Annotated in this window: 27 protein-coding genes; 7 read left to right on the top strand and 20 right to left on the bottom strand. The window is 54.2% G+C overall.

Annotation, left to right across the window (positions count from 1 at the left end):
- Positions 1 to 292: 292 nt before the first annotated feature.
- Positions 293 to 979 carry a hypothetical protein gene (locus tag D3870_RS07245; RefSeq protein ID WP_147375730.1) on the top strand — a complete coding sequence of 229 codons (687 nt, stop codon included), beginning with the start codon at positions 293 to 295 and terminating at the stop codon, positions 977 to 979.
- Between the two features lie 381 nt (positions 980 to 1,360).
- On the opposite strand, the gene D3870_RS07240 is transcribed toward D3870_RS07245, so the two are convergent.
- From D3870_RS07240 to D3870_RS21990, 18 genes are all read right to left on the bottom strand, one after another.
- Positions 1,361 to 2,053 carry a YdcF family protein gene (locus tag D3870_RS07240; protein ID WP_158590403.1) on the bottom strand — a complete coding sequence of 231 codons (693 nt, stop codon included), beginning with the start codon at positions 2,051 to 2,053 and terminating at the stop codon, positions 1,361 to 1,363.
- 183 nt (positions 2,054 to 2,236) lie between these two features.
- On the bottom strand, positions 2,237 to 3,379 hold the full coding sequence (locus D3870_RS07235) for a DUF1972 domain-containing protein (protein ID WP_119737873.1): 1,143 nt from the start codon (positions 3,377 to 3,379) through the stop codon (positions 2,237 to 2,239).
- A 373-nt stretch (positions 3,380 to 3,752) separates the two neighbouring features.
- On the bottom strand, positions 3,753 to 4,496 hold the full coding sequence (locus D3870_RS07230) for a WbqC family protein (RefSeq protein WP_119737871.1): 744 nt from the start codon (positions 4,494 to 4,496) through the stop codon (positions 3,753 to 3,755).
- A gap of 463 nt (positions 4,497 to 4,959) precedes the next feature.
- Positions 4,960 to 5,832, bottom strand: a complete 873-nt coding sequence (gene rfbA, locus D3870_RS07225) for a glucose-1-phosphate thymidylyltransferase RfbA (RefSeq protein ID WP_119741801.1) — start codon at positions 5,830 to 5,832, stop codon at positions 4,960 to 4,962.
- Positions 5,833 to 6,123: 291 nt separating this feature from the next.
- Positions 6,124 to 7,182: a dTDP-glucose 4,6-dehydratase gene (gene rfbB, locus D3870_RS07220; RefSeq protein ID WP_119737869.1), complete on the bottom strand. Its 1,059-nt coding sequence runs from the start codon at positions 7,180 to 7,182 to the stop codon at positions 6,124 to 6,126.
- A gap of 175 nt (positions 7,183 to 7,357) precedes the next feature.
- Complete coding sequence (locus D3870_RS07215; RefSeq protein ID WP_119737867.1) at positions 7,358 to 8,572, bottom strand: glycosyltransferase family 4 protein; 1,215 nt, start codon at positions 8,570 to 8,572, stop codon at positions 7,358 to 7,360.
- On the bottom strand, positions 8,523 to 9,842 hold the full coding sequence (locus D3870_RS07210) for a hypothetical protein (protein ID WP_119737865.1): 1,320 nt from the start codon (positions 9,840 to 9,842) through the stop codon (positions 8,523 to 8,525). The genes D3870_RS07215 and D3870_RS07210 overlap by 50 nt, the downstream gene beginning before the upstream one ends.
- Positions 9,843 to 9,989: 147 nt before the next feature.
- Positions 9,990 to 10,892 (bottom strand): glycosyltransferase family 2 protein, encoded by a 903-nt coding sequence (locus D3870_RS07205; protein ID WP_119737864.1) that lies wholly within the window; start codon positions 10,890 to 10,892, stop codon positions 9,990 to 9,992.
- A gap of 10 nt (positions 10,893 to 10,902) precedes the next feature.
- Positions 10,903 to 12,417, bottom strand: coding sequence for an oligosaccharide flippase family protein (locus D3870_RS07200; RefSeq protein ID WP_242489895.1), 1,515 nt, complete (start codon positions 12,415 to 12,417; stop codon positions 10,903 to 10,905).
- Positions 12,414 to 12,953: a GNAT family N-acetyltransferase gene (locus D3870_RS07195; protein ID WP_119737862.1), complete on the bottom strand. Its 540-nt coding sequence runs from the start codon at positions 12,951 to 12,953 to the stop codon at positions 12,414 to 12,416. The genes D3870_RS07200 and D3870_RS07195 overlap by 4 nt, the downstream gene beginning before the upstream one ends.
- Positions 12,954 to 13,226: 273 nt before the next feature.
- On the bottom strand, positions 13,227 to 14,369 hold the full coding sequence (locus D3870_RS07190; protein ID WP_119737860.1) for a DegT/DnrJ/EryC1/StrS family aminotransferase: 1,143 nt from the start codon (positions 14,367 to 14,369) through the stop codon (positions 13,227 to 13,229).
- A 179-nt stretch (positions 14,370 to 14,548) separates the two neighbouring features.
- Entirely contained in the window at positions 14,549 to 15,286 is a 738-nt protein-coding gene (locus tag D3870_RS07185) for a WbqC family protein (RefSeq protein ID WP_119737858.1), read from the bottom strand.
- 80 nt (positions 15,287 to 15,366) lie between these two features.
- The gene (locus tag D3870_RS07180; protein WP_158590402.1) at positions 15,367 to 16,146 is read right to left on the bottom strand and encodes a phytanoyl-CoA dioxygenase family protein; all 780 of its coding nucleotides are present in this window, start codon (positions 16,144 to 16,146) and stop codon (positions 15,367 to 15,369) included.
- 197 nt (positions 16,147 to 16,343) lie between these two features.
- Positions 16,344 to 16,853: a transcription/translation regulatory transformer protein RfaH gene (gene rfaH / locus D3870_RS07175; protein ID WP_119737854.1), complete on the bottom strand. Its 510-nt coding sequence runs from the start codon at positions 16,851 to 16,853 to the stop codon at positions 16,344 to 16,346.
- Complete coding sequence (locus tag D3870_RS07170) at positions 16,850 to 18,007, bottom strand: MraY family glycosyltransferase (protein ID WP_158590401.1); 1,158 nt, start codon at positions 18,005 to 18,007, stop codon at positions 16,850 to 16,852. Before D3870_RS07170 ends, rfaH begins: the two co-directional genes overlap by 4 nt.
- A 410-nt stretch (positions 18,008 to 18,417) precedes the next feature.
- Positions 18,418 to 18,564, bottom strand: coding sequence for a hypothetical protein (locus D3870_RS22275; protein ID WP_158590400.1), 147 nt, complete (start codon positions 18,562 to 18,564; stop codon positions 18,418 to 18,420).
- Between the two features lie 41 nt (positions 18,565 to 18,605).
- Positions 18,606 to 19,583, bottom strand: coding sequence for a Wzz/FepE/Etk N-terminal domain-containing protein (locus D3870_RS07165; protein ID WP_119737851.1), 978 nt, complete (start codon positions 19,581 to 19,583; stop codon positions 18,606 to 18,608).
- Complete coding sequence (locus tag D3870_RS21990; protein WP_147375729.1) at positions 19,528 to 19,851, bottom strand: hypothetical protein; 324 nt, start codon at positions 19,849 to 19,851, stop codon at positions 19,528 to 19,530. Before D3870_RS21990 ends, D3870_RS07165 begins: the two co-directional genes overlap by 56 nt.
- 304 nt (positions 19,852 to 20,155) lie before the next feature.
- Between D3870_RS21990 and D3870_RS07160 the strand changes: the two genes are divergently transcribed.
- The gene (locus D3870_RS07160; protein WP_119737849.1) at positions 20,156 to 20,395 is read left to right on the top strand and encodes a hypothetical protein; all 240 of its coding nucleotides are present in this window, start codon (positions 20,156 to 20,158) and stop codon (positions 20,393 to 20,395) included.
- 33 nt (positions 20,396 to 20,428) lie between these two features.
- Here D3870_RS07160 and D3870_RS21985 read toward each other — a convergent pair whose 3' ends face one another.
- Positions 20,429 to 20,785 carry a hypothetical protein gene (locus D3870_RS21985; protein ID WP_147375728.1) on the bottom strand — a complete coding sequence of 119 codons (357 nt, stop codon included), beginning with the start codon at positions 20,783 to 20,785 and terminating at the stop codon, positions 20,429 to 20,431.
- 136 nt (positions 20,786 to 20,921) lie between these two features.
- Positions 20,922 to 21,569: a glutathione S-transferase gene (locus D3870_RS07155; RefSeq protein ID WP_119737847.1), complete on the bottom strand. Its 648-nt coding sequence runs from the start codon at positions 21,567 to 21,569 to the stop codon at positions 20,922 to 20,924.
- Positions 21,570 to 21,867: 298 nt separating this feature from the next.
- Between D3870_RS07155 and D3870_RS07150 the strand changes: the two genes are divergently transcribed.
- The 5 genes from D3870_RS07150 to D3870_RS07130 all read left to right on the top strand — a co-directional run bounded on the left by D3870_RS07150 (position 21,868) and on the right by D3870_RS07130 (position 26,677).
- Positions 21,868 to 22,647 (top strand): oxepin-CoA hydrolase, alternative type, encoded by a 780-nt coding sequence (locus D3870_RS07150; protein WP_119737845.1) that lies wholly within the window; start codon positions 21,868 to 21,870, stop codon positions 22,645 to 22,647.
- Complete coding sequence (locus tag D3870_RS07145; RefSeq protein ID WP_199710554.1) at positions 22,644 to 23,348, top strand: histidine phosphatase family protein; 705 nt, start codon at positions 22,644 to 22,646, stop codon at positions 23,346 to 23,348. The genes D3870_RS07150 and D3870_RS07145 overlap by 4 nt, the downstream gene beginning before the upstream one ends.
- 131 nt (positions 23,349 to 23,479) lie before the next feature.
- A complete protein-coding gene (locus D3870_RS07140) occupies positions 23,480 to 24,541 on the top strand; it encodes a phosphotransferase family protein (protein WP_119737843.1) in 1,062 nt (353 codons plus the stop codon).
- A gap of 48 nt (positions 24,542 to 24,589) precedes the next feature.
- Complete coding sequence (locus tag D3870_RS07135; protein ID WP_119737841.1) at positions 24,590 to 25,852, top strand: acyl-CoA dehydrogenase family protein; 1,263 nt, start codon at positions 24,590 to 24,592, stop codon at positions 25,850 to 25,852.
- Between the two features lie 135 nt (positions 25,853 to 25,987).
- Positions 25,988 to 26,677 (top strand): glutathione binding-like protein, encoded by a 690-nt coding sequence (locus tag D3870_RS07130; RefSeq protein ID WP_119737839.1) that lies wholly within the window; start codon positions 25,988 to 25,990, stop codon positions 26,675 to 26,677.
- Positions 26,678 to 26,735: the final 58 nt, after the last annotated feature.

Below are 26,735 nucleotides of genomic sequence, written 5' to 3'. Positions count from 1 at the left end.
CAAGTCGATGCAACAACGCCAGACGCGCTCTTTCAACCGCTCTAACGCAATACGAAGACATCACGGTAACCCCTGGATAAAGTTAATTTCGGAAAAGCGAATTTCGCCCATGCTTACAATGCGTATTCAGCCGCGATCGAAGAGGTCATTCAAGGATATTCAGAATGCAGTTTGCAATAGGCATTCACCTGGCTTGCTTTTCATGGCGCTGGCACTGTCAGCCTATGGGAGCGTCAGCAGTGCCCAATCAACGCAAATTGACGCACTGTCTGCACAGCAGCTGTCGGATGACATGACCAAGCCGCACGAGGCGTACGCCAACGGCGTCAATCCGGCATGGAAATGGGGTTCGGGTCCGGAACTGAATTTTGGCGTCGATTTTCCGTCTGATCACCCTGATCCCAACTTCGTGCCGTGGGGCGTTGCCGCCACCGCCACCACCGGCAGCCCGGCCCGCAACGTGCGCGTGCAGATCCGCAAGGTGATCCTCGACATCAAGCGCAACGGCACCTGGTCGCGCGTCGCCTACAACACCACCGATTCCCAGGTCGTCGGTACCCTCTATACCAACTACCAGACCAACACCACCGCCCCCGCCAATGTGCGCAAGCACGGCACCGACGGCATCTCCGTCAGATTGCCCGATGCCGGCGGCTCCTTCCACTTCTACACCGCCAAGCGGTTCCCGGTCGCGTTCGGCGCCCAGGAAATCGTCTCGCGACTGGAAGCGCGCCTGATCGTGGACGATGCCGCCAAGTCCGACGACCGCGCCTCGGCACGGCTGCTGGTCAACTCCGGTGGCGATATCTGGCGCAACGCCACCCAGACATGGAACGGCTCGGGCTCCAATGTTGACTTTGCGATCGGCCGCTTCAAGTTCGCCACCAACGACTGGCAGACATTCACGTCCCATACCCTCACCACCAGCGCCGAGATCAGCGACTACCTCGAGAACGAATCAACGTTGACCCCTCGATAAACGTTAACGCCGCCAAGCCAGGCATGACCGCGAGAGCGATCACACTACTGCGAAAGTCATATCGCCTGGTTTGGCAGGCAGAAGCTATTGAACACAATAATCGACGCGGCAACCGGAACACCCACATGCCGCTATAGCTGGCAATCAATCCCTCGCCGCATTCAGCACCGCGAAGCGTTGATTTCAAACTTAGAGCGTCTAACAAAATGAAGCGAAGCGGTTCTGAGCAGGGTTGAGAAGGGAATTCGGGCAGCCTGCTGCCCGCCTGCGAAACGGCACTGGCATGCAAGCCAGTGCGCGCCCTGCAAGGGCATCGCCGCAGACAGTACGACTGTACGGCAAGGCGGCGCAACACCCTCAGAATCATTTTGTTAGACGCTCTTAATATGCAACGACGTAATAGCCCAACTTCAAAATCTCACTGAACACGAAGGCAAAACTGGTTCTATTTCCCCACCATGTCAATGGGCTCCACCACGTCGGTTCAGTAGCAACCAGAGTGAAATGCTTTGGATAGTCGCGGAATGCTTTTCCCCAGACATAAGACAGCCGGAGCATATGAGGCGGATCGCTGACCACAATCACTTTCTCCCAACCGAGTTGCTGCATCATTCTCAGAGCGGAATGAGCTTCTTCCCAGCTATTCTCGGACGGGAATAGATATGAGATATCTTCCGACGGCACTTGCCGATTGACCAGAAATTCAGTACGGGAATCAGGAACGTCTTGATGGCTCGTCACGCGAGAGGGCTTGGTGCCCGTCAGTACCAGATTCCTTGCATAGCCCGCACGGTACAAATCCAGGGATTTTGCAACCCTGTCCCCTTTCCCGCCACCGAGAATGACGATTGCATCGGCTTCCGCAGGCACACTTGCCGGAAGTTGAAGCAAATAGGGAGAAACGAGCACGAAGCATGAAAACAATACTATCGCCACAGACGACAGCACAATTTGAAAAAGCCTTGTTTGGGACGGATTGCCGTTTCCAGAATTGTTTCGACTGTTCTGCATCGCCTTGATGCCGGATTTCGCAGCGCCTGGCAAGTGGCATTCACTGTCGCCGACATACTGCATCGCTCGTCCCATCCTTTGCCATTCCAACATGGGGCCGAAGAAAAATATTCAGCAACAGCGACCTCAAACGATGTCATCCAAATGCAGTGGACTCGCTGCCCTGATAAATCCGAAAAAGCGATGCATGCGGGGCAACGAGCCGTACATGCACAGTCGCGGATACCAGACGACCAATAGTGCCCTCTATTGCGCGCTTTGGTCAGACTCACGGCTTCGTGGCAGTGATTGCGACCGAATATCAACGTCTTTTGAAAGGAACATTCCGCTGATCATTTTGGCGTACGCGGAAGAGATCCCTTCGACCGTATATCGGCTGCGAATCTCTGCTCGATTCACACACGCATACTCTTCAATCGAATGAAGATGCGCGACAAGTTCAGATTCATCGCGGAAGTAATCCAATGCATCCGCACCGGTACACCGATTGAATGCGCAATCGAATGCGAGAATGCGGCAGTCGTAAAAAAGCATTTCGACCAAAGACGGATTGGTTCCTCCTACGCTATGGCCGTGAAGATAAAGATCGCAGCTTTCTCTCAAGGATGCCAGTTCTGCCTTGTTGTACGTAGGATCTCGCATCTCCAGTCCGGGACAATCCCGATATAGAGATCTTAGTTCGCGTCCATAGCGGGACGCTTCCCAGTTTCCGACAAAGATATAGTTACCCTGCCTGGCTTTCGCGAATGCTTCTATCAGCAGATGACAATTGTTCTCGGGCTCGATGCGGCATATAGTCAGGCATCGCGGAGTACCCCCAATACTACTGTCTGGACTATCCGCCGTTCTGATCACATGATCGCCTGGATACGCGATATGACATGTCTTTCCTTGCGCGGACCTTGTTAAAAATTGTCGCAACGCCTCATTGTCAATCACCACACGGTGAGCAAAGATCTGGGCGAGTCGATCGGAGATAAAGAGAAAAGTGCGCTTTGCCACGGAATATTTTTCGCGCCGCCACTCTATTCCGTCAACATTGACAATCAGCTTTTTTCCCGTCACTGAACAAAGCAGCCTGAACAAGGGAAAGAATACTCCCCCTGAAACGCCCAGAACGATCACCACATTCGATCGCCAGAATACAGCGAGAAAAGCGAGCAGATCGTGCAATATCGACAGCACCCCGTTGGCCCGCACCGGGATGAAAATCCGGCGAACACCCTGCCAGTAGCGATCCCGATTTTCATATCTTGTTCTGTCGCAGGTGACCATGACTTCATCGAATATCCGAACGAACGTCGGCGAGCAGGAATCCAGAAACATCTCAAAGCCGCCATAGTTGTTCGGAACTCCAACTGCACCAATAAATGCCGCTTTGATTTTCATATGGGTTTCTCTTGCACGCTTGGCAGTTCGATTGAAGATCTTCAAAGAATTCAGAAAAATCCATCAGATGCGAAAGGTCAATCGACTCCAAAGATCGAGCTTTCATGAATACTTGACACTTGAACCGCGCTTGATTTCGCAGACCCGTCCGAGCATTGCGGTTTGGCGATGGGACGGTTTATGTGCCGAAGTGGCACAGCGAGGAATTCAAGACCGGAGTGGTCAAGGCAGGTGACCGAATGCATTCATCCGGTCGTGGGAACAGCAGGTTTGGGGGACGTACAGTTTGTATCAGCGGGTCAAGAAGCGTAGCGTTGCGGCGTCTGAACGCCTGGCGACGCCACTTCTCAGTGCCCAGGCTACCAGGAGCAGCTCAATTCAGAACGTCATAGACTGGATTGCCGCAATTGTCCTCCAGTGAATATCGCAACAATTTCTGATGCACTTCCGGAATCTTGTTAAACATCAGTACATCAATGATCGATAAACGGGGCACAAAGCGATTTCCATATTGCCGGTAACAGATATCATGCATTTTGATGAATTTCAGCGTTACTCCGTGCTGCAGAAATTCCTCGCAACTGTACAGGTCTACCCCTCCGATCGGATTGATCGAGATTCCACCGCCTAGCTCCTTTATGATCTTCAGCACCCGCTGTTTTCCATGCAGGTCATTACCTATACCCAGCCTGGATGAAACCAATATTTCTGTGGAGATATCCAAATAATTGCAAATCGTTCTAATCGAATTTTCGATATACAACGATACGTTTTGTTGGGGAAATTTAATGATGGATTCAAGAACAGGAAATACTTCACGGAAGTACGGTGCACGCGCATATGAAAGGTAGATACCTCTTAATATCTTCTCGATTTCACGCGGAAAGTCATCGGAAAAGTATCGCTCATGAATCTTCAATGTGTGATTGTCATTTTTTACCGGCAAGGTGATGAACATCCCGTCGCCGTTAATGAGAATCTTGTTTCTATTGATCCAACCTCGACTAATAAACTGGATGTCATCGTAGAGAACAAAGACATCGGCAGCCGCTATCATCTGGAAATAGCCTAGATAGGGAAAAAAATACGGCTGCATTATTGCGATCTTTTTAGCCATAACTGGATCGATACAGGTTCGCCGCAATTTCACGGTCATAAATGAAGGTGTTTGGCATCATCAATGCCCTCTGCACGGAGGAATACAGAGTGCGCTTGGTTTTTTCCCCAATCCCATGGGCATGGAGAGGGCGAATTGCAATTGCACAGCACTGAAGGATCTGAAAAAAGTAGCGACCTCCCCTTTATGGATATGTCTTCCAGCCTTATGAACCAGGTGAGCTTGGTTGTGTTTTCCGGATACCAACGACTTCATCAAGCCGCTATAAGAATCAGCCCGCTGCATATCGTTGCGCATGAGTGTTGAGGCGCCGATATTTTGTGGTGCCATCGTGCATGGCTTTACCAACGGGACAAAGAGGTATTTACGAATGCATCGACCGGTGTTGGTGCGGCACTCGCACCCATGCATCCAGATTGGCCGATCCGCTCTCCATCTTGAAACAAGAAGACGAAACAGGGTCTTACTGCTTCAACATCTGCAACAAGTATTTGCCATAGCCATTTTTCACCAGCGGATCGGCAAGGCGCTCCACCTCATCCGCGGTAATCCATCGCTGGCGATAAGCGATTTCCTCTGGACAGGCCACCATCAGTCCTTGGCGACTTTGCAGCGTTGCGATGAACTGTGCCGCATCCAGCAGCGACTCATGTGTTCCCGTATCAAGCCATGCCACACCCCGCCCCAGAATTTCGACATTCAACTGTCCGAGTTCCATATAGATCTTGTTGACTGTCGTGATTTCCAGTTCACCACGTTCCGATGGCTGAATGCTGGCAGCGATGTCACACACCTGGTTGTCGTAGAAATACAATCCTGTGACCGCGTAATTGGAACGCGGGGCGACAGGCTTCTCTTCAATGGACGAAGCTCGACAATGCGCATCGAAGGTCACCACGCCGTAACGTTCCGGATCATGCACATGGTATGCAAATATGCTCGCGCCGCCAATCTGCGCATTGATCCGTTTGAGCTTGTTGGACAGCTCATGTCCATAGAAGATGTTGTCACCAAGGACAAGCGCGCTCGGATGACCGGCGAGAAAATCCCGACCGATGATGAATGCCTGCGCCAGTCCATCGGGATGGGGTTGAACTGCGTACTGAATGCTTATGCCCCACTGCTCACCATCCTCCAATAGATTCTCGAATCGTGGCGTGTCTTCCGGCGTGGAGATCACGAGAATGTCGCGGATCCCTGACAGCATCAGCGTCGAAAGCGGATAGTAAATCATGGGTTTGTCATACACCGGCATCAACTGCTTTGATACGGTGCGCGTAACAGGATACAGGCGAGTGCCGGAACCGCCGGCGAGAATAATGCCTTTGCGTCGGATATTGTCTCGATTTGCCATAGTCGGACCTGCCAGTGAGTGTGTGGGACAACTAACTCCAACCGGTAATACGCCAGCGCACGCAAAGAAGAGCGGAGAGTCGACGTGCGTTCGTCAAACGGCAAGCAACAGCAGGATAGCGGGACAATGGGGTTGCCCCATTGCGCTCAGTCAGATTCGATATCTGGAATTGATAATCAGGGAACGAGCGCGCATGACTTTCTCGAGACGCGTTTTAACATTCAAATTCATCAGTACCGTGAAGGTAGTCGATTGAACCGCCCCGCATGCTGATTAAATTCCGTATTGTTTTTCAACCCATTCGCGATAAGCTCCGCTGGTAACGTTCTTTACCCAGCCTGCATTCGCCAAGTACCATTCGACGGTTTTTCGGATGCCACTCTCGAACGTCTCCGTGGGCTTCCAGGAAAGCTCTCGTTGAATCTTGCTTGCATCAATCGCATACCGCCGATCATGGCCCGGGCGATCCTGGATGAAGGTGATCTGCATCTCATGGGACTTGCCATCCGCACGCGGCCTGATTTCGTCCAGAATTGTGCATATCGTACGCACGACTTCGAGATTGGTTTTCTCGTTCCAACCGCCGATGTTGTAGGTCTCTCCGACGGCACCGGCATCCAGAACGCGGCGTATGGCGGCGCAATGGTCTGTTACGTAAAGCCAGTCTCGAATCTGCTGTCCGTCGCCATAGATCGGCAGGGATTTGCCGGCAAGCGCATTCAAGATGCAAAGCGGAATCAACTTTTCCGGGAAGTGATATGGTCCGTAATTGTTGCTGCAGTTGGTGGTGAGAACGGGCAGTCCGTACGTATGATGCCAGGCGCGCACCAGATGATCGCTCGCCGCCTTGCTGGCGCTATATGGGCTATTCGGCTCATAGGGATGCGATTCACTGAAGGCGGGAGCACCGGGTTTCAACGTGCCATACACCTCATCGGTCGACACGTGCAGAAGCCGGAATGCCGCCCGATCGACGTCACTCAGCCCCGACCAGTAAGCGCGCACAGCCTCCAGAAGATGAAATGTCCCCAGCACGTTGGTCTGAATGAATTCGCCAGGACCATGAATGGAACGATCCACATGTGACTCGGCCGCAAAATTGAGCACCGCGCGGGGCCGATATTTTCCAAGAAGGTCACTCACAAGGCCGCGATCACCTATGTCGCCTTTCACGAAGATGTGCCGCGGATCGTCCTGAAGGCGTGTGAGCGTGTCCAGATTGCCGGCATATGTCAGCTTGTCGAGATTGACGATTTTTTCGTCATTCTCCTTCAGCCAATCCAGGACAAAATTTCCGCCTATAAAGCCGGCACCACCTGTAACAAGAATCACGTCAATCCTTCTTCCTAAAATAATGCAGAGAACATTATCATGTCTTTCGCCATCCGGCTCTGCTGTTCATCAGCTTGCAGCACATCTGCTGATCAATGGGCTGCGGAACACTTTGCCGTTTCAACTCGTTTACTTGATCAGCGTCGCTTTAACGCCTATCACATCGAACCAGTTTTCAAGCATTCATTGAAATTTCAGGAGAAATGCTTTTGTAGACATCCATGATTTTTTGGTAGTGCGCACTTTTCGAAAAATCAGCTTCGACATGTTTACGGGCATTGTGTCCCATCTCTCGCGCCCTGCTCCTCATGGACAACTTCAGACAACAATCCCTGAGCTGTTCGACTGACTTCGGCTCGAACAGATAGCCATCCGTTCCGTTACGTACCAGTTCAGGGATGCCGCCGATATTGCTTGCCACCACGGCTTTCCCGTGCGCCATCGCTTCGAGAACCGCCATCGGACAGTTCTCATACCACTCAGACGGGACAATGCAGAACCGCGCCTGTCGAATGAGCCGATGCAGCTGGCTTCCATTTTTGAAACCCACGAATTCGACATTATTCAACTGGAGATCGGCCGCCAACTCCCTCGAATAGCCAAGTGCGCTTCCCTCTCCTGCCATGACCAGCTTCAGAGGAAGATTCTTGAATGCCCTCAGAAGGGTCTGGATGCCTTTCACCTTCTCGATCCTGCCGAAGTACAGGGCATACGCCTCGTCTTCATCCGAACATTCGATAGCGTCAGCATCGATGAAGTTGTGCACCGTCACGATCTTCTGCTCCTGGATTCCTCCCTCGATCATTTTCCGTCTATGGAAATCGCTGACGGATATGAATTTGTCGACGAGCCGGACATCGCCAAGCATTCTCGACAGACCGTTTTCAGCCACTCGGATTGTCGAATCCATGAGGGAACCATTCTTGCATCGATGAATGATTCCGTTCAGCGAACTGCCTGTGACGCATTTATTGCACAAGTTGCCATGATTTTCCAGCGTGTAGACCGGGCACACGAGCTTGTATTCATGCAGGGTCTGGACTACAGGTATATTTGCCTGTTTGAGAGGCTCCAGTATCGAAGAAGTGAGCGAACCGTAATATATATGCAAATGTGCCATGTCAATTTTCTCGGCACGCAACAGCTCAGTAATTGATCGACGACTTTCGTTCGAGTAAAAATACTTTACGAGTCCGACGGCTTTATTCGGCGCTTCCTTATATGTTTTCGGAAAATATCTCGCCCACTTCGAAGGCAGATTTTTTTCGTTATAGGCGGAAAACGGAATGACATTATGGTTCCGTTCACTAAGCAATGACGATACTGCGAAGAAATACGTATCAGAGCCGCCCGAAACGAAGTAATTCTGGCTGACTTGCATAATGTTCATGTCTTGTCCTTGTCTTGCGCATCGCGGTATTCCGGGCAATCACAAAACCTGCCAGAAAGTAAAAGAGCATCATTGCCAGAAAATTGTTGATGAGATTCTCGGAAAAGAAATAAATCATTATTGCGGTGCACGGAATCGCCGCATAAGTGCTTCCTGCATCTTTAATGATTCGAAGATTCAGAAGCAGGAAACCCATGAATGCGAAGAGCCCGCATTCGAACAGATACCGCAGATAATCGTTATGGGGTACCAGACCCGCGGCAGTCATCCTGACACTGCTGCCAACGCCATTCCCGAAAAGCATGCTCTCTAGCGATCCGTTCGAATATATCTCCAGCAATTCCGCCCAGTGCGTTATCCGGAAAAAGAACGAGATATCGGAGCTTCCCATTATTTCGCTCAACTGTCCGTAGTTCATCCGGGATAGATTCCTGATCTGCCCCGACGAATAGAGATAGTGCAGTCCTTCGCCAAGACTCATGAGTCTTTCAAATACCGGCAGGGTTGGCATGGTGCTCATCAGAATTAGAAAAGCCACTACGACAAGCATGAGCGAAAGCATCAAATAGAGAATATTTCCTTTTCTGATCTGGACAACAACAATGCCAAGAACCACGGCAACCAATACGCCCAGCGTTGCGAACGACACCGATACCGCTACCAGATACAACAGAATCCAGCGCAGATTGACCTTCAGAATCGCAAACAAAATCGAAAGCACAAGTGCATAGAGTGCTGCATTGTTTCGGTTCGCGAATATGGAAATGGCTAAGTCTTCTTCCTGGAATCTGCTTCCCCAGACCATTTGTTCGCCGACAGCAATCACGCTGGGAACAAGAAGAAGCATCCATGTGAAAAACAGCATTTTTTTTCGTACGGTTCCGCTGAACTCATTCAAGTTCAAGGATAAATACCCTATTACGAAAAAAAAGGGAGACAGCAGCATTTTCAGATAGTCCGCAATATCCGTTGCCCCAAGGTTTACAACCACATTGCAGACCATCCCGAATATCAACACTGCAAATGTCAATGCATAGCCGTTTTTCAGGCGCAAAACTGTTTTCTGCTGAAGTATCTTGAGCAGAAACATGGCAAATATGAGGAATGCGAAGCCATTTGCCAGCGTCTTCAATGCATCATTTTTGAGAAAGTAGTTGAGGGCCAACAGCGACAAATACACGGATACAAACGCAAGGAAATGGATGATTGTCTTCCTGCTGCTGCGACGCCGAAACGTCTCTTGTTCATGTAATTGGGTGGCGATATGCATTGGCTTTTAGAACCAGTGGCGTTCCGGCTTGATAAGCGCAGTTCTTTAGTCGTTAGCAGGGCGATTCAGTATCGTTGTTTGGCTGAAGCCACAGATGTTTCTGCAGATCCGGCGAGTAATTTTTCCGCAGGAATCTCTCTTGTGATGTCATGTTCCAAGTACTGATTTCCCAAGAGATTTGACGGTGCGATACATTTTTTTTGGCACAATAAGTCGCCCTAGTATCTCTGCTCCGTAATGCTGGCGAATCGCCGTTGCAATCGACGGGCGATTCATGACAAGCGGATTTGAAAAGTACTTCAATAGTTCATAGTCAAAATGCATCCGCTCCCGCAATTTTTCATTGATCCCGGATTTTTCCATTCTATGCAGGGACAGTCGTAACGATTCTATGAAGTTTTTGTTGCCGCACAATCCCTCCGGATTTTTCGAATAATTTACTCTTATGGCGGGATCGATATAAATCAGGGAGCTACCGTGCTTCAACCAATAAATCACAAAGTCGAACAGCCCGTTTTCATCCTCATGCAGCAGATTTGCAGCAGCATTCCGTTCCAGTATTGATGAGTGAATGCAGAGATTCTTCGTATAGACCTTCTCCAGAATCGCTTCAAGTCGATATACACCGCATTCACTGGACTTGTTTCTGACACCATTGCCATAGTTCGCATTCGAGAAGATCGCGGCTATCTCCGGATGATTGTCCAGAAACTCAACCTGATACGCCAACTTTCCCGGGTACCAGAAGTCATCACCATCGCAGTGGGCGACATATGTTCCTGTTGCTGCGACTTGAATAGCTATATAGTTTTTGCATGCACCAAGATTGGTTTCGTTGTATATGGGTTTGATCACCGAAGGATAACGCTCTGCGAATTGACGCAAGATCCCTCGTGTATCGTCGGTTGAACAGTCTTCTCCGACAATCACTTCGAACTCAAAATCGACTTCCTGGTCAACAATGCTTTGCAGACATTGCTCAATGTATTTTTCGTGGTTATACGTCACGACGCATACGGAAACTTTCGGCTTCTTCTGAATTTCTTCCATTGTCTTGTCCTTAGCTGAAAAATCGCGCACGATATCTGCCCCCAATTGCCGTTCTCACCCACGAAGATCCGGCGGCCGCGATGCTGAGTAACATCAAGCCCGCCACAACGATCCCTATCGCAACCGCCTCTCGCTCTTGCGGCCATTTCATCAAACCGTGCAACATCACGCATCCCATCACGCTCAACAGCACGACGACACTCACGTCCCGCAAGAGCCACTGCAGATGCAGCCCCTTGACGAATCGTGCATGCACGGTTGGCACATACAACAGAAAGAAAACGACATTGGCACAGAGCCACGCATAACCGGCGCCGACGATGCCATATCGCCAAGTGGCCCAGACCATCGCCGGGATCAGCAGTACGACAAATAGCGCATTGCCGATCAAATGCAGCTTTAAATCGCCTTTGGCGAACTGCAGGTAGTAAGGAAAAGCTCCCAAAGCCAGCACACCATTACCCAGGGCATAGAGCGAGAGCACCGGTGCCGCCTTGCGAGCGATGTCTGCATCGCCGGTCCAGGCCCATAGCACCTGTTCGGCAAAAAATGCCAGCATCAACGCCGGCGGGATGGCGATCACACCGACGACTTGGGTCGCGTTGCGGTACAAGCGGATCAATCCGGCATCGTCGCCCTCGGCGGACAGCTTGGTCAGGCGTGGCAGCAAGGCACCGCTGATCGGGCTGCTGATCACGAGCACACCGCTGGCGACCAGAACGGCCAGCGTGAAATAAGCATAGTCTGTCAGCGGCAACAGCTTGGATAACAACAACTTGTCGGTCTGCGTCACTATCACCCATATCGAGTTGGTAAAGGCAATACTGAGAGAGAACCCGAGTACACCACGCAAGGACGCCCATTGCCAGAGCAGTCGCTGACCGTCTGCAATCCTCGGTAACAGGCGATAGGTTTTCAGCATCAAGGCCGCTGTCTCGGCAATCGCCACCACCAGCTGGAAGCTGAAAAATTCGGTTGGGCTGGCGCCGACGTAAATGAAAAACGGGATCACCAGTACAAAGCGGGTCGTTGCAACAGCACTGTTAAACCCGCTGAGCCAGACAAACCGCTCGAAGCCCGTGATGGCACCGCGGTACAGGCCGCATATCCAGCGCAATGCGACGATCGTCGCCATGAGCATGATGGCGTTCCGCACTTCAGTCAGCGGCAGCTGCTGCACCTTCAACCAGCTACTGGCGATTACGCCCGCACTTGCCATCAATGCCATGGCGCCGACCAGGGCAATCCCGAAGAAGATCATCTCGAGTGCGCACAATAGACGACGCAGGGAAAGCGCATCGCCCGCGCCACCGTGGAAGCGCGCCGTCTCGCGCGTGATGGTGGCGGTAATACCCATGTCCAGCAATTGGAACCACATCTGCAACATGGCAAAGAAACCAACCAGACCGTAGGCTTCCGCCCCCATGTAGCGCACATACAAAGGCACCATCGCAATGGCAATCAGCGTGCTGTAGAGCTGGCTGACGTAATTGGCGATGACATTGCGTTTGAAAGACAGGTTCATGCCTGGGCTTTTGATTCCGTATGTCGATATTCGCTCGAAAGCATTGCCATCAGAATCAGGTCTACATATTCACCATTCTTGAAGGCGGCTTGTCTCTGGCATCCTTCTTCGATAAAGCCAACTTTCCTGTAGAGGCGTATGGCCCGTTCGTTGTTGGCAAGAACAGTGAGATCGACGCGGCGTAAATTCAAATCTGCAAAGGCATGACACAACATGTGTCGCGTTGCGAATTCCCCCGCCCCCTTGCCTTGCCATGCCTTGTCACCCACCCATATTCCAAACTCACCAGAGCGAGCAGTCCAATTGATGTTCAAAAGGTATACCGTGCCAATCACTCCATGCGAATCGGAGTCGCCAATTGCCAGACGAATGTTATTTGCATGCCCGTCCAGGTAAGCTTCGAACCATCGTTCATCAACCTCTTCTGCCACAAACCGGAACGGGCTCACCAGCCCTCTTTGCGCATCATGGTCATTCCGCCATTTGTTGATCAGTTCGATATCCGATTTCGAGAGATTGCGGAGAAAAAAACTCATATCACCCCCTCAATGGTGATGTCATGCTCCCTGCTGTCTATCACATCGCACATTTCTTCCACGTTATCGAAGTGGAGAATCATTGTGTCAAGGCGTCGCAAGAGCCAATGCACTTGTCAAGCAAGTCGGCAGGTTTCACCCGCACAGATCTCTTGACGCCGCGTTCCTGCAAATGCAATGAAGTCCACGGTCCATTGAAGCAGGCTTCGGCACATGTTCAATAGCCGGAACAGGATCGCCCCCCCGAGAAAAGGAATTCTCTTCGTCGTCATCTCACTGAGCGATGCATTCAACAATCCGTTGAATGTCATGATGTTGCAACCCTGGATATATCGGCAGACACAACACCTTCCGCGCCGTCTCTGTCGCAACCGGGAGATTGTCGCGATGCGCCGACACCAGGCTGCGGTACATGGGGAAATCCGAGATCAGCGGGTAGAAATAGCGGCGTGAGAAGATCCCCTGCTCCTTGAGTCTTTCGTACAGGCCATCTCGATTCGTCCCATATCCGGATTCCACCAGTATCGGGAAATAGGAATAGTTGGCAACCGTTTCGCCTGCGTCCTCTATGCAACGTATGCCTTCTATATCCGCAAGCAATTCGCGGTAAATGGCTGTGATCTCCCTGCGTCGGGCCAATGCATGATCGATGTGCTGTAGTTGAAGCATGCCAAAAGCCGCATTGATTTCGCTCATCTTGCCGTTGATGCCGGCTGCAACAACCGTCACTTCATCCACAAAACCAAAGTTTTTCAGGTGGTCGATGCGCAACTTGGTTTTGGCGTCCGGGCAGACGATCGCACCTCCCTCGAAGGTATTGAACACTTTTGTAGCGTGGAAGCTGAGTACCGACAGGTCACCATGCCGAAGTATGCTTCCGCCCTGATCCTGGACGCCAAATGCATGGGCGGCATCGTAGATCACCTTGAGGTTATAGTTGTCGGCTATCTTCTGAATGGCCTCAACGTCGCAAGGATGTCCATAGCAATGCACCGGCATGATCGCGGTCGTCTGTGGGGTGATCGCGGCCTCAATCTTCTCCGGATCCAGGTTGAGCGTTTTTGGATCGATATCGACAAACACCGGCTTGATGCTGTTCCATAGCAGCGAATGGGCGGTGGCGACGAATGAGTAAGGCGCTGTAATCACCTCGCCGGTGATGCGCAACGCCTGTAACGCAGTGACCAGCGCAAGCGTGCCGTTGGCAAACAAGGCGATATGCTCCAGACCGAGGTAATCGCTCAACGCCTTTTCAAGTTGCTGATGAAAAGGTCCGCCATTGGTCAATACTTTCTTGTTCCAGATTTTCTCCAGGTAGGGAATGAATTCCTCCAAAGGGGGGAGGTAAGGCTGAGTCACATAAATCGGCCCATCAAGATGCATCGCTGCGTCGTGAACAGGTTGAAGATTGCTCATGCTTTTCCTCTGGGCTGGTTAGTTGATACACGATGCGACACCAAGCACCTTTCGTGCGGGGTGCGTAAGGAGCCTCGCAGGGAAGGAGGTCCCTGGATTCCGGAAATCGATACGGTCACGAGTCAACTCTTGTCCAGAGCCGGTCGCAAGGTACTTGCAGACGAGAAAGCAGTGCCGCGTCAGGTGGCGGAACAATCTCGCCTTTCATTGCTTTCCAATGAATAATGAGATAGCCGCTTCCGCATGTCTGAGATGCTGTTGAACATCAGCATGTCGATGATCGAAAGATAGGGTTCAAAATCATCGCCAGGCCGGCGACTTTGCATGTCGCACATTCGGTGAAACTGCAGAGCTATACCTTGGCCCTTGAAGTCATCGAAGTTGTACAACTCGACTCCGCCTATGGGGTTGATATAGACATCCCCTTTCAGCGACTTCACCGTTTCGATCACCCTCTGTTGCCCTCGAAGATCTGACTTCAACCCCAGCTCCGATGAAATCAGTATCGGTGTGCTTATCTGCAGATAAGTGCATACCGTCCTGATCGAGTTCTCCACGTACCTGGCCAAATTCCTTTCAGGAGATCGCATGACGCTTTCCACCATGGGAAAAACGTCTTTGAAAAACGGCGCTCGTCCATACGCGGTGGCGATCGTTTTCAGAAGCGTTCTTATCGTGGATCGATGGTTATCCGGAAAAACCCTTTCGTTGATGTTCAATAGATAGCTGTCATGCTTGATCGGGATGTGAATGTATTTGGCTTGTCCCTGAACAAGAATCCTGTTTCTATTGATCCATCCTTGGCGAATGTATTGAAGATCGTCGCTCAGCACGAAAACGTCCACTGCATCTATCAACTGAAAGTAACCCAGATACGGAAACAGGTAAGGCTGCATGATGCCGATTTTTTTTACCATGACTCAGCGCCGATCAATCCGGGTGAACGGAAGAAACGCCACGCCATGTCCGGTACCGGATGCGCCGGGAACAAGCCGCATCATCCCTGATTGGCCCAATACAGCCGCTCCGACTTCGGCTTGTACCATTCGTCGAGGGTGGTCGGAACACGCGCGTTGTATCCCAGCACCTGTCGCGACAAATCGGACAGCCGCCGTCCATGCTCTTCTCCCAGATATCGCGCATAGTCCATTTGCGGCTTGACAAACGCCAGGCCAAAACTCAAGGTCAGGGCAACGCGGTTTCGCGCGGTCGTGTTCAGGCCGCCTTTGTGCCACAGATAGGAATTGAACAGAACGACCGAACCAGCCTTCCCCAATATCGGTTCGCAGTCCGTATTGAACGCATCGTCCGAGGGCTTTTCCTTCTGCCTGTGCGATCCGGGAAGAACCCGGGTCGCACCATTCTCCAATGTGAAGTCATCGAGCATCACCAGCATATTGATTCTCATGTTGAAATCGGGGATGTATGTCGCAACGTCCCGATGCACCTTGTGGATATAGGTATCCAGCTTCGGGAAGCCGCCCACCGGATTGCAGGCATGCATGATGTAAGGCACATCATTGAAAAAATGGGAAAGATAGGGATGGAACAGATGCATGTCGAGAAACGCATCGATGCTTTTCCCCTGTCCCACCGAATGGTGCCCCGTGCCGTCGCCGCTTTCGTTTATCCGGTTCGCGATCTGATACTCCCGGCAGACCTCGATCCACGCAAGACAGTCCCGCTTCAGCTCCTGAATCAGATGGTCCGGCAAGGCGTCTTCGAATACGGCCCACCCGTTCAGCTGCATCCTTTCGTCGAATTCGATCTGATCCATCTTTGTCCTCATCATTGTCAGCATGACGGAAACGCTTCCGCTATTTGTAGTGCCCCCATCCCCGCCTTCCCCTTCAATCGGGGCCAACCGACGACCTCGCGAATTCAACCACGCTACCGCCCTTGGATTACCGGTCGCATTCCAAAGACCCTTGATTCGATAACATGTGACGCGGCTGCATTCACCGCCCATCATCACTACGCAACCTTGCGCAGCATCTCCACGGCAAATTTCAATCGCTGCGGCTGGCTCATCAATTCGATCAACACCAGTGCACGCGCTTCGCCATCCGACAATTGATAAATCCCCTCCAGGCCGACAAATGGCCCGGAGGTGATGGCAACACGCTCTCCATGTTGAAACCGGTATTCGCAGATCGGTGCCGGGCTGCTCTGCAGCACCTCGACACAGGCCTGCGGCAGCGTAGCGAAGCGGCCGCCGAACGCGACCAGCTCGCTGACGCCGCGCGTGCTGCGGATCGGACTCCAGTTGCACGTTACCCTGTCAAGATGGATGAATAGATAGCGCGAAAAGAGCGGCTCGATGCACGTCTCCAGTTTGCCGCGACGGATTTTTTCTACTTTGATGATCGGCAAGAAGCAGTGGTATCGCTGATTCTGCAGTTGCTCCAGTGCGCGAAATTCCTGCCTGGGTTTCGTCCGCACCACATGCCAGCATGCCTGCTCTGGAAGGGCCTCGTCACTCATCGCCACTCCCGCACCGCCGGCGCCGGGCGCAGGCCAAGGATGACTGTCGGATCGAGGCACCAGCGCCCGCGCACCAGGCGCGTGTAGAGCGCCATGTACAGCAGTACTTCACCCAGCACGATCAGAGGCGCGGCAATCGCACCATCGCCGAAATGCACCGCACCCAGCGTCATGGTCGCGACGATCGACGCGACGACGCAGGCGACCGCCGAATTGCGAATCCAGGGATACGCGTCGTTGCGAGGAATGATCTGGCACACCACGCGGCGATAAATCAAGGTATGCAGATGCAAGCGATCCGGGTCACCCGGACTCATCTTGCGAATGATCTTTCTGCGGTAGATGCTGTACATCACTTCAATCACGGGATAGGCGCAGACCGCCAATACCTGCCACGCATTGATCGATGGATTTCTCGCCACAAGCAGCACCGCCGTTTCCGCAATCCAGAACCCGAGAAAATAAGCGCCGCCATCCCCCATGAACAGGCGTCCGGTTGGATAGTTCACCATGAGAAAGCCGATCGCGGCCCCGATACCCATCAAGGCAATCCTGGTCACCAACATGTCGTCGGCCTGCCATGCCAGGAATCCGAGAGCAGCAAGAATGATCACTGCCGCACTGCCGGCGACGCCATGAAAGCCGTCGATGATGTTGATGGAGTTGGAAACACCGGCCACGGCAATCATCGTTACCGCGATGGCAAATGGCGTAAAGCGGAGCAACTGGTCGAATCCCCAGGTATCGAGGCGAGGCAGCCATGCCCCAAGCAGCCAGCATGCCAGCAACGCACTGGCGAATGCGGCAAGCAGACGCGCCATGACCGAAACCCGCTTCGTCATATCCTCCAGCAGACCTGCGAGAAAGGCCGGCATGCTCGCCAAAAGCAGCTTGAGCAGCGCAACCGTCCCCACCTGCTGAATGCGCGGCGATTCATCGAATGCACCGTAAACAATGGCTGTGACAACACCGGCCACCAGTGCGACGCCGCCGATGCGCGGCACCGGTTTCTTGTGGAATTTCTGAACTCCCGCAACATCCTTGTCGAGCGACAGGCTGCCGTGCCACGCCTGCGTCAGGACGATCAACAGGCTGACAACGCAGCTGGCAAGCGCAGCGATGGCAATGATGCCGACGATATCCTGGAATGCCATCACAATGACACTCCCGCACCAGGCCATGCAGGCAAGCGGTTCGCCGCAACAACACCGCGGCAGCAGTGGGGATAGATAAGCTTTTCCATATTAGATTCTGTTCAACCGGCCCATGCGAAGCGTTGAAATGCGAACGCGTGGTGCGCCCGAACTTCGTACTACTCTACCCGGGCACGCCACAAACATTAAGTATGAAAATTCGATGCTTGACTGTTGAATTTCCCCTCTCATATTCACTTTATTGATGGGTTCGACGGCGATGCATTGCATACAAATTCCAGCATGCATGGACGAATGAAAGCGTACGAAATGTCTACGGATTCAGATCACTCCTGCGCGGGAACCATCGCATATGGAGTCGTCAAGTCCACCGACATTCGGCCAATCGACAATCAATGCCGGCAAGGCCATTACACGCAGGCATACTTGCCATGCTTCGATCCGTATCCGTAACGCGCATAGCGCGACTTCAGATCGTTGAACACGACGCCGGTCACGGCATGCCCTGCCTGATTCAGGCGCTTCACCGATTCCTCGATCTCCACGACCGTGCTCACGCCGCCGCGCACGATGTTGAATATGGCTCCTGTATGTGCCGCTAGCGCGTCAGCAGTTCTTCCTTCAGTTCCGGCATCTGCTTGTTCAGGAAAGCAAGCGATTTCTCCGCCTCGTCCGACTTTCGGTCTTCGTTCTGGCGGATGTAGTCGCGTCCGATTTCATTCAACGCAAGGCCGGTCGATTTCGGGTCGCGCCCCTCCAGCGACACGCCGATGATGCCCGACTGCTTCCCCTTTTCCGAAATCTTCAATGCCTTCTGCAAAGCCTCGATGGCGGCGATCCGCGATATGCGCGTCACGGTGAATTTCGCGCCGCGCTTCGTATCCATGTGATCGACGAGGAGTTCGATCTCGCCCTGGCCTGTCTGCGCCTTCAAGCGTTCGCCGCCCCTCCCCTGCAAGTCGATGCCATGCTCGTCGCGAGTCAGGCGATAACCGTCATTGCCTTCGGCCGTCAGGACGAAGGGCTGTCTCTCCAGTGGCTCCGGCACATTGAATGTCGAGACGTCGGCCTTTTCCCCCGCCCAGACGTAGCCACCGTAACCCAGCAGTCCGGGTTCCGACAGCTTCGACGAACCCACCACTGCGCTACCATCGCTGCCGCGCTGCGCGGGGTCCGAGGGCTTCCTGTTGTGGCGCGCCATCCATTCGCCGACGAGCGGAAGGTATTTCGGCTCGACCGTGATGTAGAGCCGCGCATTTTCAACCGCTTGCGCCACCACGAGGCGCGACTGCAGGATCTCCATCTCCGACGCTACGCCAACCTTCAGATCGTAGATGCTGGACATGTCGCCAAGAATGCTCTTGGGTGCAGCCGCGCGATCTTCCACCTGAATCAGGATGTTCGCGTCATGGACCGGCCGCGTCGCCATCACATAAAGCATTCCGCACAGCATGGTCGCAAGTGCGATACCGACAATCAGCCACTTATAGTCGGCAAGAAAGCCAAGGTACTTTGCGAGGTCAACCGAGTCCTCCTGCTCCGAGACCGGTTGCATCTGCTGAATGGATGGATTCATCGGGACCTGTGCAGAGTGTAGATGCGGGGGAATCGCCGTAATCAATCATCGCCACGTTCTTCCATCGGTGCATCGGCCCGACATTGCGTTGACTGTTGATACAAATGACATGCGCGCGATCGCCACCCTGGCTGGTTAAATGGTTTTGATATGCGAAGGCGCGCAGCGGTCTGCCGGTGCGGCGTCGCGTCTTGTCAATGTAACCAGTTGCACAGGAAAAAATAAGCATGAAAATTCGATGCATCGTCGCCGAATCAGCGATTTGCATTTACTTTTTCGATGAATGCATCAACGATGAAAGCCGTCGAGTTCCAACGAGTCCGGCAGAGGAAATTGCTTGCGCAAATGCATGTTTCAAAATGCTGCAGAAACGATGCATCGGTGGATTGAGAAAACGCAAATCATCGAACGGATCAGGCGCATCGACATCGATCCGACATCATTGAAAGCGCCAAAGCACACCATCGAAGATTTCTCTTGCGCACATGCATAGTCGAGATGACGAACTCCGCGCCACAGGCGTGTTCTAAATTGATCTGCAACATGTATCGATAGCGATCATTCTTCGATGCATGGCAGTGTTTGACCTTCGTTCAGTCGATGAAAAGGAATTTGCGATGAGTACAAACAATCCGAATCGAAACAGAAACCAGTCCGCCGATCGCAATCGCATGCATCATAAGCAATCCGGCGACCAGCATATTTTTCCGGAAGACGAACCCCTTCTTGACCCGCACCGGCCGCACCGCATGAGCCGCGAAGACATGCAGAAATTTACAGCGCCCGCTCCCGATACCGACGAGCCGCAATGAAGGAAGGGTTGAAGCGGCGGCCTCGACGAACCATTACCGTCGCATGCCGCCGCGTCCGATCACGTGCCCATGACTCGGGTTCATATGCCCGCTGCCTCGGGGTGCAATCCCCGGAGTCGGGACAGGGGTTAGCGCGGGGGCCGGCGCAGCAGTCGTTCCCTTGTGGCCATGATGGTGGCCGTTCCCGGAACGATTTCCCCAATAGCCGTAGTTGAATCCGAACGTGGCATAGCTCGGCGGCCAGGCGTAATAAGGGTAGTAATACGGCGACGAGTAATACGGCCCGCTCACGATCGTTCCTGACTCGTACGTTGGATAGGCGTCATACGGCACGACAGCACAACCGGCAAGTCCTGCCGACAAAAACAAGGGGAGGAAGAAGTGTTTCATGGAACCCCCGGCGCAGCGCGAATATGGCCGCGCATAGCCTTTAGATAAAGCCTGTTTGCCGGGGTTCATCATTGTTACTTTTTGATGCACTCGCGAGGGATGCGAGTGCGAAAGACGATTGCGGCGGATGGCGCTGCTATTTGCCGCGTGCCTTCATTGCCTCCTGACTGATCTTGCGATCGGCATTCACGCGCTGCACCGATGGCCGCTCGCCGAGCACCTTCATATAGTCGCGCACCGGCAATTCGGCCAATACATCTTCCCCGTAAATGATCTTCGACGCCATGCTGACCAGCGGCAGATGCACGAGGCCCGCGCAGTCGGCCATGGTGAATTCTTCGCCGGCAACGTAAGGAGAAAATTTCGCCAGCTTTGCAAACGCTTTCACGTTGCGCGCCAGCAGCTTCTGCGTGCGCGCCTTGACCTCGTCCGTCACCTTGCCGCCGAAAAACGCTTCCGGATACAGCTCGCGCGCCACCAACTCGAGATGCAGTTCCATGAAGGTGATCAGCTCACGCACCTTCGCCGCCGCGAATGGATTGGCCGGCATCAGCGGCTTTTGCGGATAGGTCGATTCGATGTATTCCATGATGACTTGCGACTCGCACATCCTGCCGTGTTCGGTTTCGATAAACGGCACCTTGCCGAGCGGGGAACGGGCAAGCAGCTCGGGCGACTTGTCGGTCCACACCACTTCCTCTTCAAAGGCGATGCCTTTTTCCAGCAGCGCAAACTTGACCTTGTTGTAGTAATTGCTGACGGCAAAGCCGCAGAGTTTCAGCATGTTGTCTCCCTGATGTGTCTCTTGAATGATCGGATGTCGTGCGCGCCGGCGCACATTGTCGCTGCAGCATCGCCTGAGCGACGGCATTGGAAGGGAAGCTTACCGCAAGACCGGGCTCATTGCGCCATGCATTCATGCGAACGGGGTGCGCAATGGATTCGCAAGGGATCCGCCCCGGCCTGCCACAATTGGGCAATAATATTGGCGAAAGTTGCTTCGATGCTCTCGTCGTCGATGCGACAGCATCGGCATCCAGCCGACGCCTGATTTCCAATTCGATAACCCCAAACCACTTCTCATGTCTGCCGAACTCCAAGCTGCCCGCCGCGATGCGACACTGATCCTGACGATTTCCAATCCGGGGGCAAGGAATGCGCTGCATCCCGACATCTACGCCGCCGCGATTGAAACACTCTCCACTGCCGAACGCGACGATTCGGTCCGCGCCGTGATCCTGACAGGGGCCGACAATTTTTTTTGCGCTGGCGGTAATTTGAATCGGCTGCTGGAAAACCGCAGCAGGGATCAAGCCGAACAGGCCGAGTCGATCAACAGCCTGAACGGCTGGATCGAAGCGATCCGCGATTGCCCCAAGCCGGTCATCGCAGCGGTCGAAGGCGCAGCGGCAGGTGCCGGTTTTTCCCTTGCGCTGGCATGCGACCTGATCGTGGCCGGCGAATCGGCGAAGTTCCTGATGTCGTATGTCAAGGTCGGCTTGACGCCGGATGGCGGCGGCTCGTGGTTCCTGACGCAGGCCTTGCCCCATCAGCTTGCAGCCGAATTGCTGATCGGCGGCGAAACAATTCTCGCGCCGCGCCTGCATCAGCTGGGCGTAGTCAACAAACTGGTGGCGGACGGCACGGCGCTGGATACCGCATTGACCTGGAGCGATACCCTGTCCGAGCAGTCGCCCAACGCGGTCGAGCGCGTCAAAGCGCTGATGCAGCAAGCGCGCGGCAACTCGCTGGCGCAGCATTTCGAGGCAGAGAAGATCAGCTTTATCGAAAGCCTGCATCATCGCGATGCGCAGGAAGGCATCACCGCCTTCCTTGAAAAAAGAAAGCCTCACTACAAATGAATCCGCACAAGCGACGGCGCATCTACCTGATGCGCCATGGCAGCGTGACCTACTTCGACGCAGCCGGCAAACCCTACCTGCCCGAGCAGGTGCCGCTGAACGAACTCGGCCGCGCGCAGGCCACTGCGGCAGGCAAAATTTTCGCGCTGGAGAAGCTGCAGTTCGACCGCGTGATCGTTTCCGGACTGCCGCGTACAGTGGAAACTGCCACGCTGGTGCTGGAGCAAACCGGCCAGCCGATCGCACTCGAGCAATGGCCGGAGCTGGAAGAGATCAAGGGCGGCAAGCTGTCGGCGATCCCCGACGAAGCATTGAAGGATGCCTTTGTCGGCGCATTCGACGGACTGGTTCCTGAGCACAAGCAGTTCCTCGGTGGCGAATCGATCGGGCAACTGATGGATCGCGTCCATCCATGCATCGACCGCCTGCGCGCCGACAAGTCCTGGGATACGGTGCTGCTGGTACTGCACGGCGGCATCAATCGCGCGATCCTCTCCTACGCGTTGACCAACCAGCGCCTCTTCCTCGGCAACCTGGCGCAAACCGCCGGCTGCATCAATGCGCTCGATGTCGGCGACGATCCTGCCGACTGGGTGGTGCGTATCATCAATTTTTCGCCGCCCTCGCTTCTGCAAGGCGAGTCGCGCAACACGACGATGGAAGTCTTGCTGGATCAATACAGAAAATCCCGGCCGGTCTGACACTGGGTGCAACGATTGCGCCAGGTGCGACATTAAAAATAGTACGACCGTACTCTTTCATGAGATAGAATGCATTGAGCCGATAAATTTCATTTGCCGCACTTACGCGCCATCCACCCACAGGAGACAAGATGTTCGAAGAATTCATGGGCACCAGACCCGTTTCGGAGCGCCAGAAATTTGATCTTGGTGCCATGCAGGACTACATGCATCAGCATGTCGACGGCTTCTCGGGCGAATTGAACGTCGAGCAGTTCAAGGGCGGCCAATCCAACCCGACTTTCAAGCTGACGGCGACGAATGGCCAGCGTTACGTGCTGCGTACCAAACCGGGACCCAGCGCCAAGCTGCTGCCGTCAGCGCATGCCATCGACCGCGAATTCCGCGTGATGGATGCGCTGCACAAGGCCGGCTTTCCCGCCGCCCGCCAGTACGCGCTGTGCAATGATGAATCGATCATCGGCCGCGCCTTCTACATCATGGATTTCGTCGATGGCCGCGTGCTGTGGGACCAGTCGATGCCGGGCATGAGCAACGACGAACGCGCCGCACATTACGACGAGATGAATCGCGTGATCGCGCAGCTGCACACGATCGATTACGCTGCGATCGGCCTCGCCGATTACGGCAAGCCGGGCAATTACTTCACCCGCCAGATCGACCGCTGGACCAAACAGTACAAGGCATCGGAAACCGAGAAGATCGACGCGATGGACGCCCTGATCGACTGGCTGCCGAAGAACATTCCGGCAGGCGACGAGACCAGCATCGTGCATGGCGACTACCGGCTCGACAACATGATCTTCCATCCAACCGAGCCGCGCGTACTCGCCGTGCTCGACTGGGAGCTGTCTACGCTCGGCCATCCGCTCGCCGATTTTTCCTACCACTGCATGAGCTGGCATATTCCGCCCGGCCAGTTCCGTGGCATCGGCGGGCTCGACCACAAGGCGCTCGGCATTCCGAGCGAGGAAGAATACATCTCGAAATACTGCGAACGCACCGGCAAGACGATCCGCAAGGAAGATTTCAAGTTCTATCTCGCTTACAACATGTTCCGCATGGCCGGCATCTTGCAAGGCATCATGAAGCGCTACGTGGATGGCACGGCGTCGAGTGAACAAGCGCTGAAGGCCGGCAAGGCAGCGCGGCCGATGGCAGAGATGGGCTGGAGCTACGCGAGCAGCAAGTAAGCCCGTTCAAGACAACCACTGCCAAATCACACAACGACAGGAGACATCATGGATTTCGAATACTCGGACCGTTGCAAGCAATTGCAGGAAAAGCTTCTCAAATTCATGGATGAACACGTCTATCCGAACGAAAAGGCCTACAAGGAAGAGATCGACCGCAACGGGCTGGAGAAAGGCAATCGCTGGCTCGCCACCCGCATCATCGAAGACCTGAAGCCGAAGGCGCGTGCGCAAGGCCTGTGGAACCTGTTCCTGCCGAAATCGGCGCGTGCTCCCGAAGGCTTGTCGAATCTCGACTATGCGCCGCTGTGCGAAATCATGGGCCGCGTGCCCTGGGCGCCGGAAGTGTTCAACTGCTCCGCGCCGGACACCGGCAACATGGAAACCATCGAACGCTACGGCACCGAGGAACACAAGAAGCAATGGTTGGAGCCCTTGCTGCGCGGCGAAATCCGTTCTGCATTCGCGATGACCGAACCTGCCGTTGCATCGTCTGACGCGACCAATATCCAGACCCGCATCGAGCGCGACGGCGACGACTACGTGATCAATGGCCGCAAGTGGTGGATTTCCGGCGCAGGCGATCCGCGCTGCAAAATTTTCATCCTGATGGGCAAGACCGATCCGGACGCGCCGCGCCATTCGCAGCAATCGATGATCCTCGTGCCGACGGACACCCAAGGCGTGACCATCAAGCGCCCGCTGCCGGTGTTCGGCTATGACGATGCGCCGCACGGCCATTGCGAAATCCTGTTCGAAAACGTGCGCGTGCCGGCATCGAACATCCTGCTCGGCGAAGGACGCGGATTCGAAATCGCGCAAGGCCGCCTCGGCCCGGGCCGCATCCATCACTGCATGCGCGCCATCGGCGTGGCCGAACGCGGGCTGGAATACATGTGCAAACGATTGAACGAGCGCATCGCGTTCGGCAAGAGAATTTCCGAGCAAAGCATCTGGCACGAGCGCATCGCCGAGGCGCGCATCATGATCGACACCGCACGCCTGCTCACGCTCAAGGCAGCCTACATGATGGATACCGTCGGCAACAAGCACGCCAAGGCCGAGATCGCCATGATCAAGGTGCTGGCGCCGAACGTGACGCAGCAGGTACTCGATTGGGCAATCCAGGCGCACGGTGCGGGCGGCGTGTCGGAGGACTTCCCGCTCGCCTATCAATGGGCAGGCAACCGCACGCTGCGCATCGCCGACGGCCCGGACGAAGTGCACCGCAACGCGATCGCCAAGCTTGAACTGGCCAAGCACATGCACGTCCCGGCGACCGAGCAGGAACTGCCGATCACGCGCTCATAGGCGCCCTTCACAGGGTAGCCCGCAGGCGTCCTCTCCTGCCGACCGGCGCACGGCACGGAATCTCGAAGTTCTGCATAATCCCTGCAGAAGTTCGAGGTTCCACCATCGCCATATGCCATCTACAGGAGAGGAAACATGATCGACGTCTATTCCGCAGCGACTCCCAACGGCCACAAGGTCCACATCATGCTGGAGGAATGCGGACTGCCCTACCGCATTCACCACATCAACATCGGCGCCGGCGACCAGTTCAAGCCGGAGTTCCTTGCGATCTCGCCGAACAACAAGATTCCCGCCATCGTCGATCCGCAAGGACCGGACGGTAAACCGATGTCGCTGTTCGAATCCGGCGCGATCCTGGTGTATCTGGCATCCAAGACCGGCAAATTCCTCGGTCGCACCGACCGTGAAAGATTCACGACGCTGCAGTGGGTGATGTTCCAGATGGGCGGCGTCGGCCCGATGCTCGGCCAGGCGCATCATTTCCGCGTCTACGCGCCGGAGAAAATCGAGTACGCGGTCAACCGCTACACGAACGAGACACACCGGCTATACGGCGTGATCGACACGCAGCTTTCGAAGAATGCCTATCTCGCAGGCGACGAGTACACAATCGCCGACATCGCGACGTTTCCGTGGCTGCGTTCATGGAAGAATCAGGGCGTCGACTGGAGCGACTTCCCGCATGCGAAACGCTGGTTCGATGAGATCAGCGAGCGGTCCGCCGTCAAGCGCGGAGTGGAAGTGCTGGCAAACAGCAGCAAGCCATTCGACGACAAGGCGAAGGAAATCCTGTTTGGCAGGACGCAGTATGAGAAGCATTGAGCGGAAACACAGAGCGTCGCAACGACGCTCTGCCTTATCAGGTACGCCTGCAGAGCGC

The sequence above is a fragment of the Noviherbaspirillum cavernae genome, from assembly GCF_003590875.1.
GTDB lineage: Bacteria > Pseudomonadota > Gammaproteobacteria > Burkholderiales > Burkholderiaceae_D > Noviherbaspirillum > Noviherbaspirillum cavernae.
The sequence above is the reverse complement of the archived record's forward strand: the minus strand, read 5'-3'. Positions and strand labels throughout refer to the sequence as shown.

What these genes read in the sequence shown, in the direction of transcription:
- D3870_RS07245 (WP_147375730.1), top strand. Translation starts at nt 293, where the DNA reads ATGACCAAGCCGCACGAGGCGTACGCCAACGGCGTCAATCCGGCATGG.
- D3870_RS07240 (WP_158590403.1), bottom strand. Translation starts at nt 2,053, where the DNA reads ATGCAGTATGTCGGCGACAGTGAATGCCACTTGCCAGGCGCTGCGAAA.
- D3870_RS07235 (WP_119737873.1), bottom strand. Translation starts at nt 3,379, where the DNA reads ATGAAAATCAAAGCGGCATTTATTGGTGCAGTTGGAGTTCCGAACAAC.
- D3870_RS07230 (WP_119737871.1), bottom strand. Translation starts at nt 4,496, where the DNA reads ATGGCTAAAAAGATCGCAATAATGCAGCCGTATTTTTTTCCCTATCTA.
- D3870_RS07215 (WP_119737867.1), bottom strand. Translation starts at nt 8,572, where the DNA reads ATGAACATTATGCAAGTCAGCCAGAATTACTTCGTTTCGGGCGGCTCT.
- D3870_RS07210 (WP_119737865.1), bottom strand. Translation starts at nt 9,842, where the DNA reads ATGCATATCGCCACCCAATTACATGAACAAGAGACGTTTCGGCGTCGC.
- D3870_RS07205 (WP_119737864.1), bottom strand. Translation starts at nt 10,892, where the DNA reads ATGGAAGAAATTCAGAAGAAGCCGAAAGTTTCCGTATGCGTCGTGACG.
- D3870_RS07200 (WP_242489895.1), bottom strand. Translation starts at nt 12,417, where the DNA reads ATGAACCTGTCTTTCAAACGCAATGTCATCGCCAATTACGTCAGCCAG.
- D3870_RS07195 (WP_119737862.1), bottom strand. Translation starts at nt 12,953, where the DNA reads ATGAGTTTTTTTCTCCGCAATCTCTCGAAATCGGATATCGAACTGATC.
- D3870_RS07190 (WP_119737860.1), bottom strand. Translation starts at nt 14,369, where the DNA reads ATGAGCAATCTTCAACCTGTTCACGACGCAGCGATGCATCTTGATGGG.
- D3870_RS07185 (WP_119737858.1), bottom strand. Translation starts at nt 15,286, where the DNA reads ATGGTAAAAAAAATCGGCATCATGCAGCCTTACCTGTTTCCGTATCTG.
- D3870_RS07180 (WP_158590402.1), bottom strand. Translation starts at nt 16,146, where the DNA reads ATGGATCAGATCGAATTCGACGAAAGGATGCAGCTGAACGGGTGGGCC.
- rfaH (WP_119737854.1), bottom strand. Translation starts at nt 16,853, where the DNA reads ATGAGTGACGAGGCCCTTCCAGAGCAGGCATGCTGGCATGTGGTGCGG.
- D3870_RS07170 (WP_158590401.1), bottom strand. Translation starts at nt 18,007, where the DNA reads ATGGCATTCCAGGATATCGTCGGCATCATTGCCATCGCTGCGCTTGCC.
- D3870_RS07165 (WP_119737851.1), bottom strand. Translation starts at nt 19,583, where the DNA reads ATGAATCCATCCATTCAGCAGATGCAACCGGTCTCGGAGCAGGAGGAC.
- D3870_RS21990 (WP_147375729.1), bottom strand. Translation starts at nt 19,851, where the DNA reads ATGCAAATCGCTGATTCGGCGACGATGCATCGAATTTTCATGCTTATT.
- D3870_RS07160 (WP_119737849.1), top strand. Translation starts at nt 20,156, where the DNA reads ATGGCAGTGTTTGACCTTCGTTCAGTCGATGAAAAGGAATTTGCGATG.
- D3870_RS21985 (WP_147375728.1), bottom strand. Translation starts at nt 20,785, where the DNA reads ATGAAACACTTCTTCCTCCCCTTGTTTTTGTCGGCAGGACTTGCCGGT.
- D3870_RS07155 (WP_119737847.1), bottom strand. Translation starts at nt 21,569, where the DNA reads ATGCTGAAACTCTGCGGCTTTGCCGTCAGCAATTACTACAACAAGGTC.
- D3870_RS07150 (WP_119737845.1), top strand. Translation starts at nt 21,868, where the DNA reads ATGTCTGCCGAACTCCAAGCTGCCCGCCGCGATGCGACACTGATCCTG.
- D3870_RS07145 (WP_199710554.1), top strand. Translation starts at nt 22,644, where the DNA reads ATGAATCCGCACAAGCGACGGCGCATCTACCTGATGCGCCATGGCAGC.
- D3870_RS07140 (WP_119737843.1), top strand. Translation starts at nt 23,480, where the DNA reads ATGTTCGAAGAATTCATGGGCACCAGACCCGTTTCGGAGCGCCAGAAA.
- D3870_RS07135 (WP_119737841.1), top strand. Translation starts at nt 24,590, where the DNA reads ATGGATTTCGAATACTCGGACCGTTGCAAGCAATTGCAGGAAAAGCTT.
- D3870_RS07130 (WP_119737839.1), top strand. Translation starts at nt 25,988, where the DNA reads ATGATCGACGTCTATTCCGCAGCGACTCCCAACGGCCACAAGGTCCAC.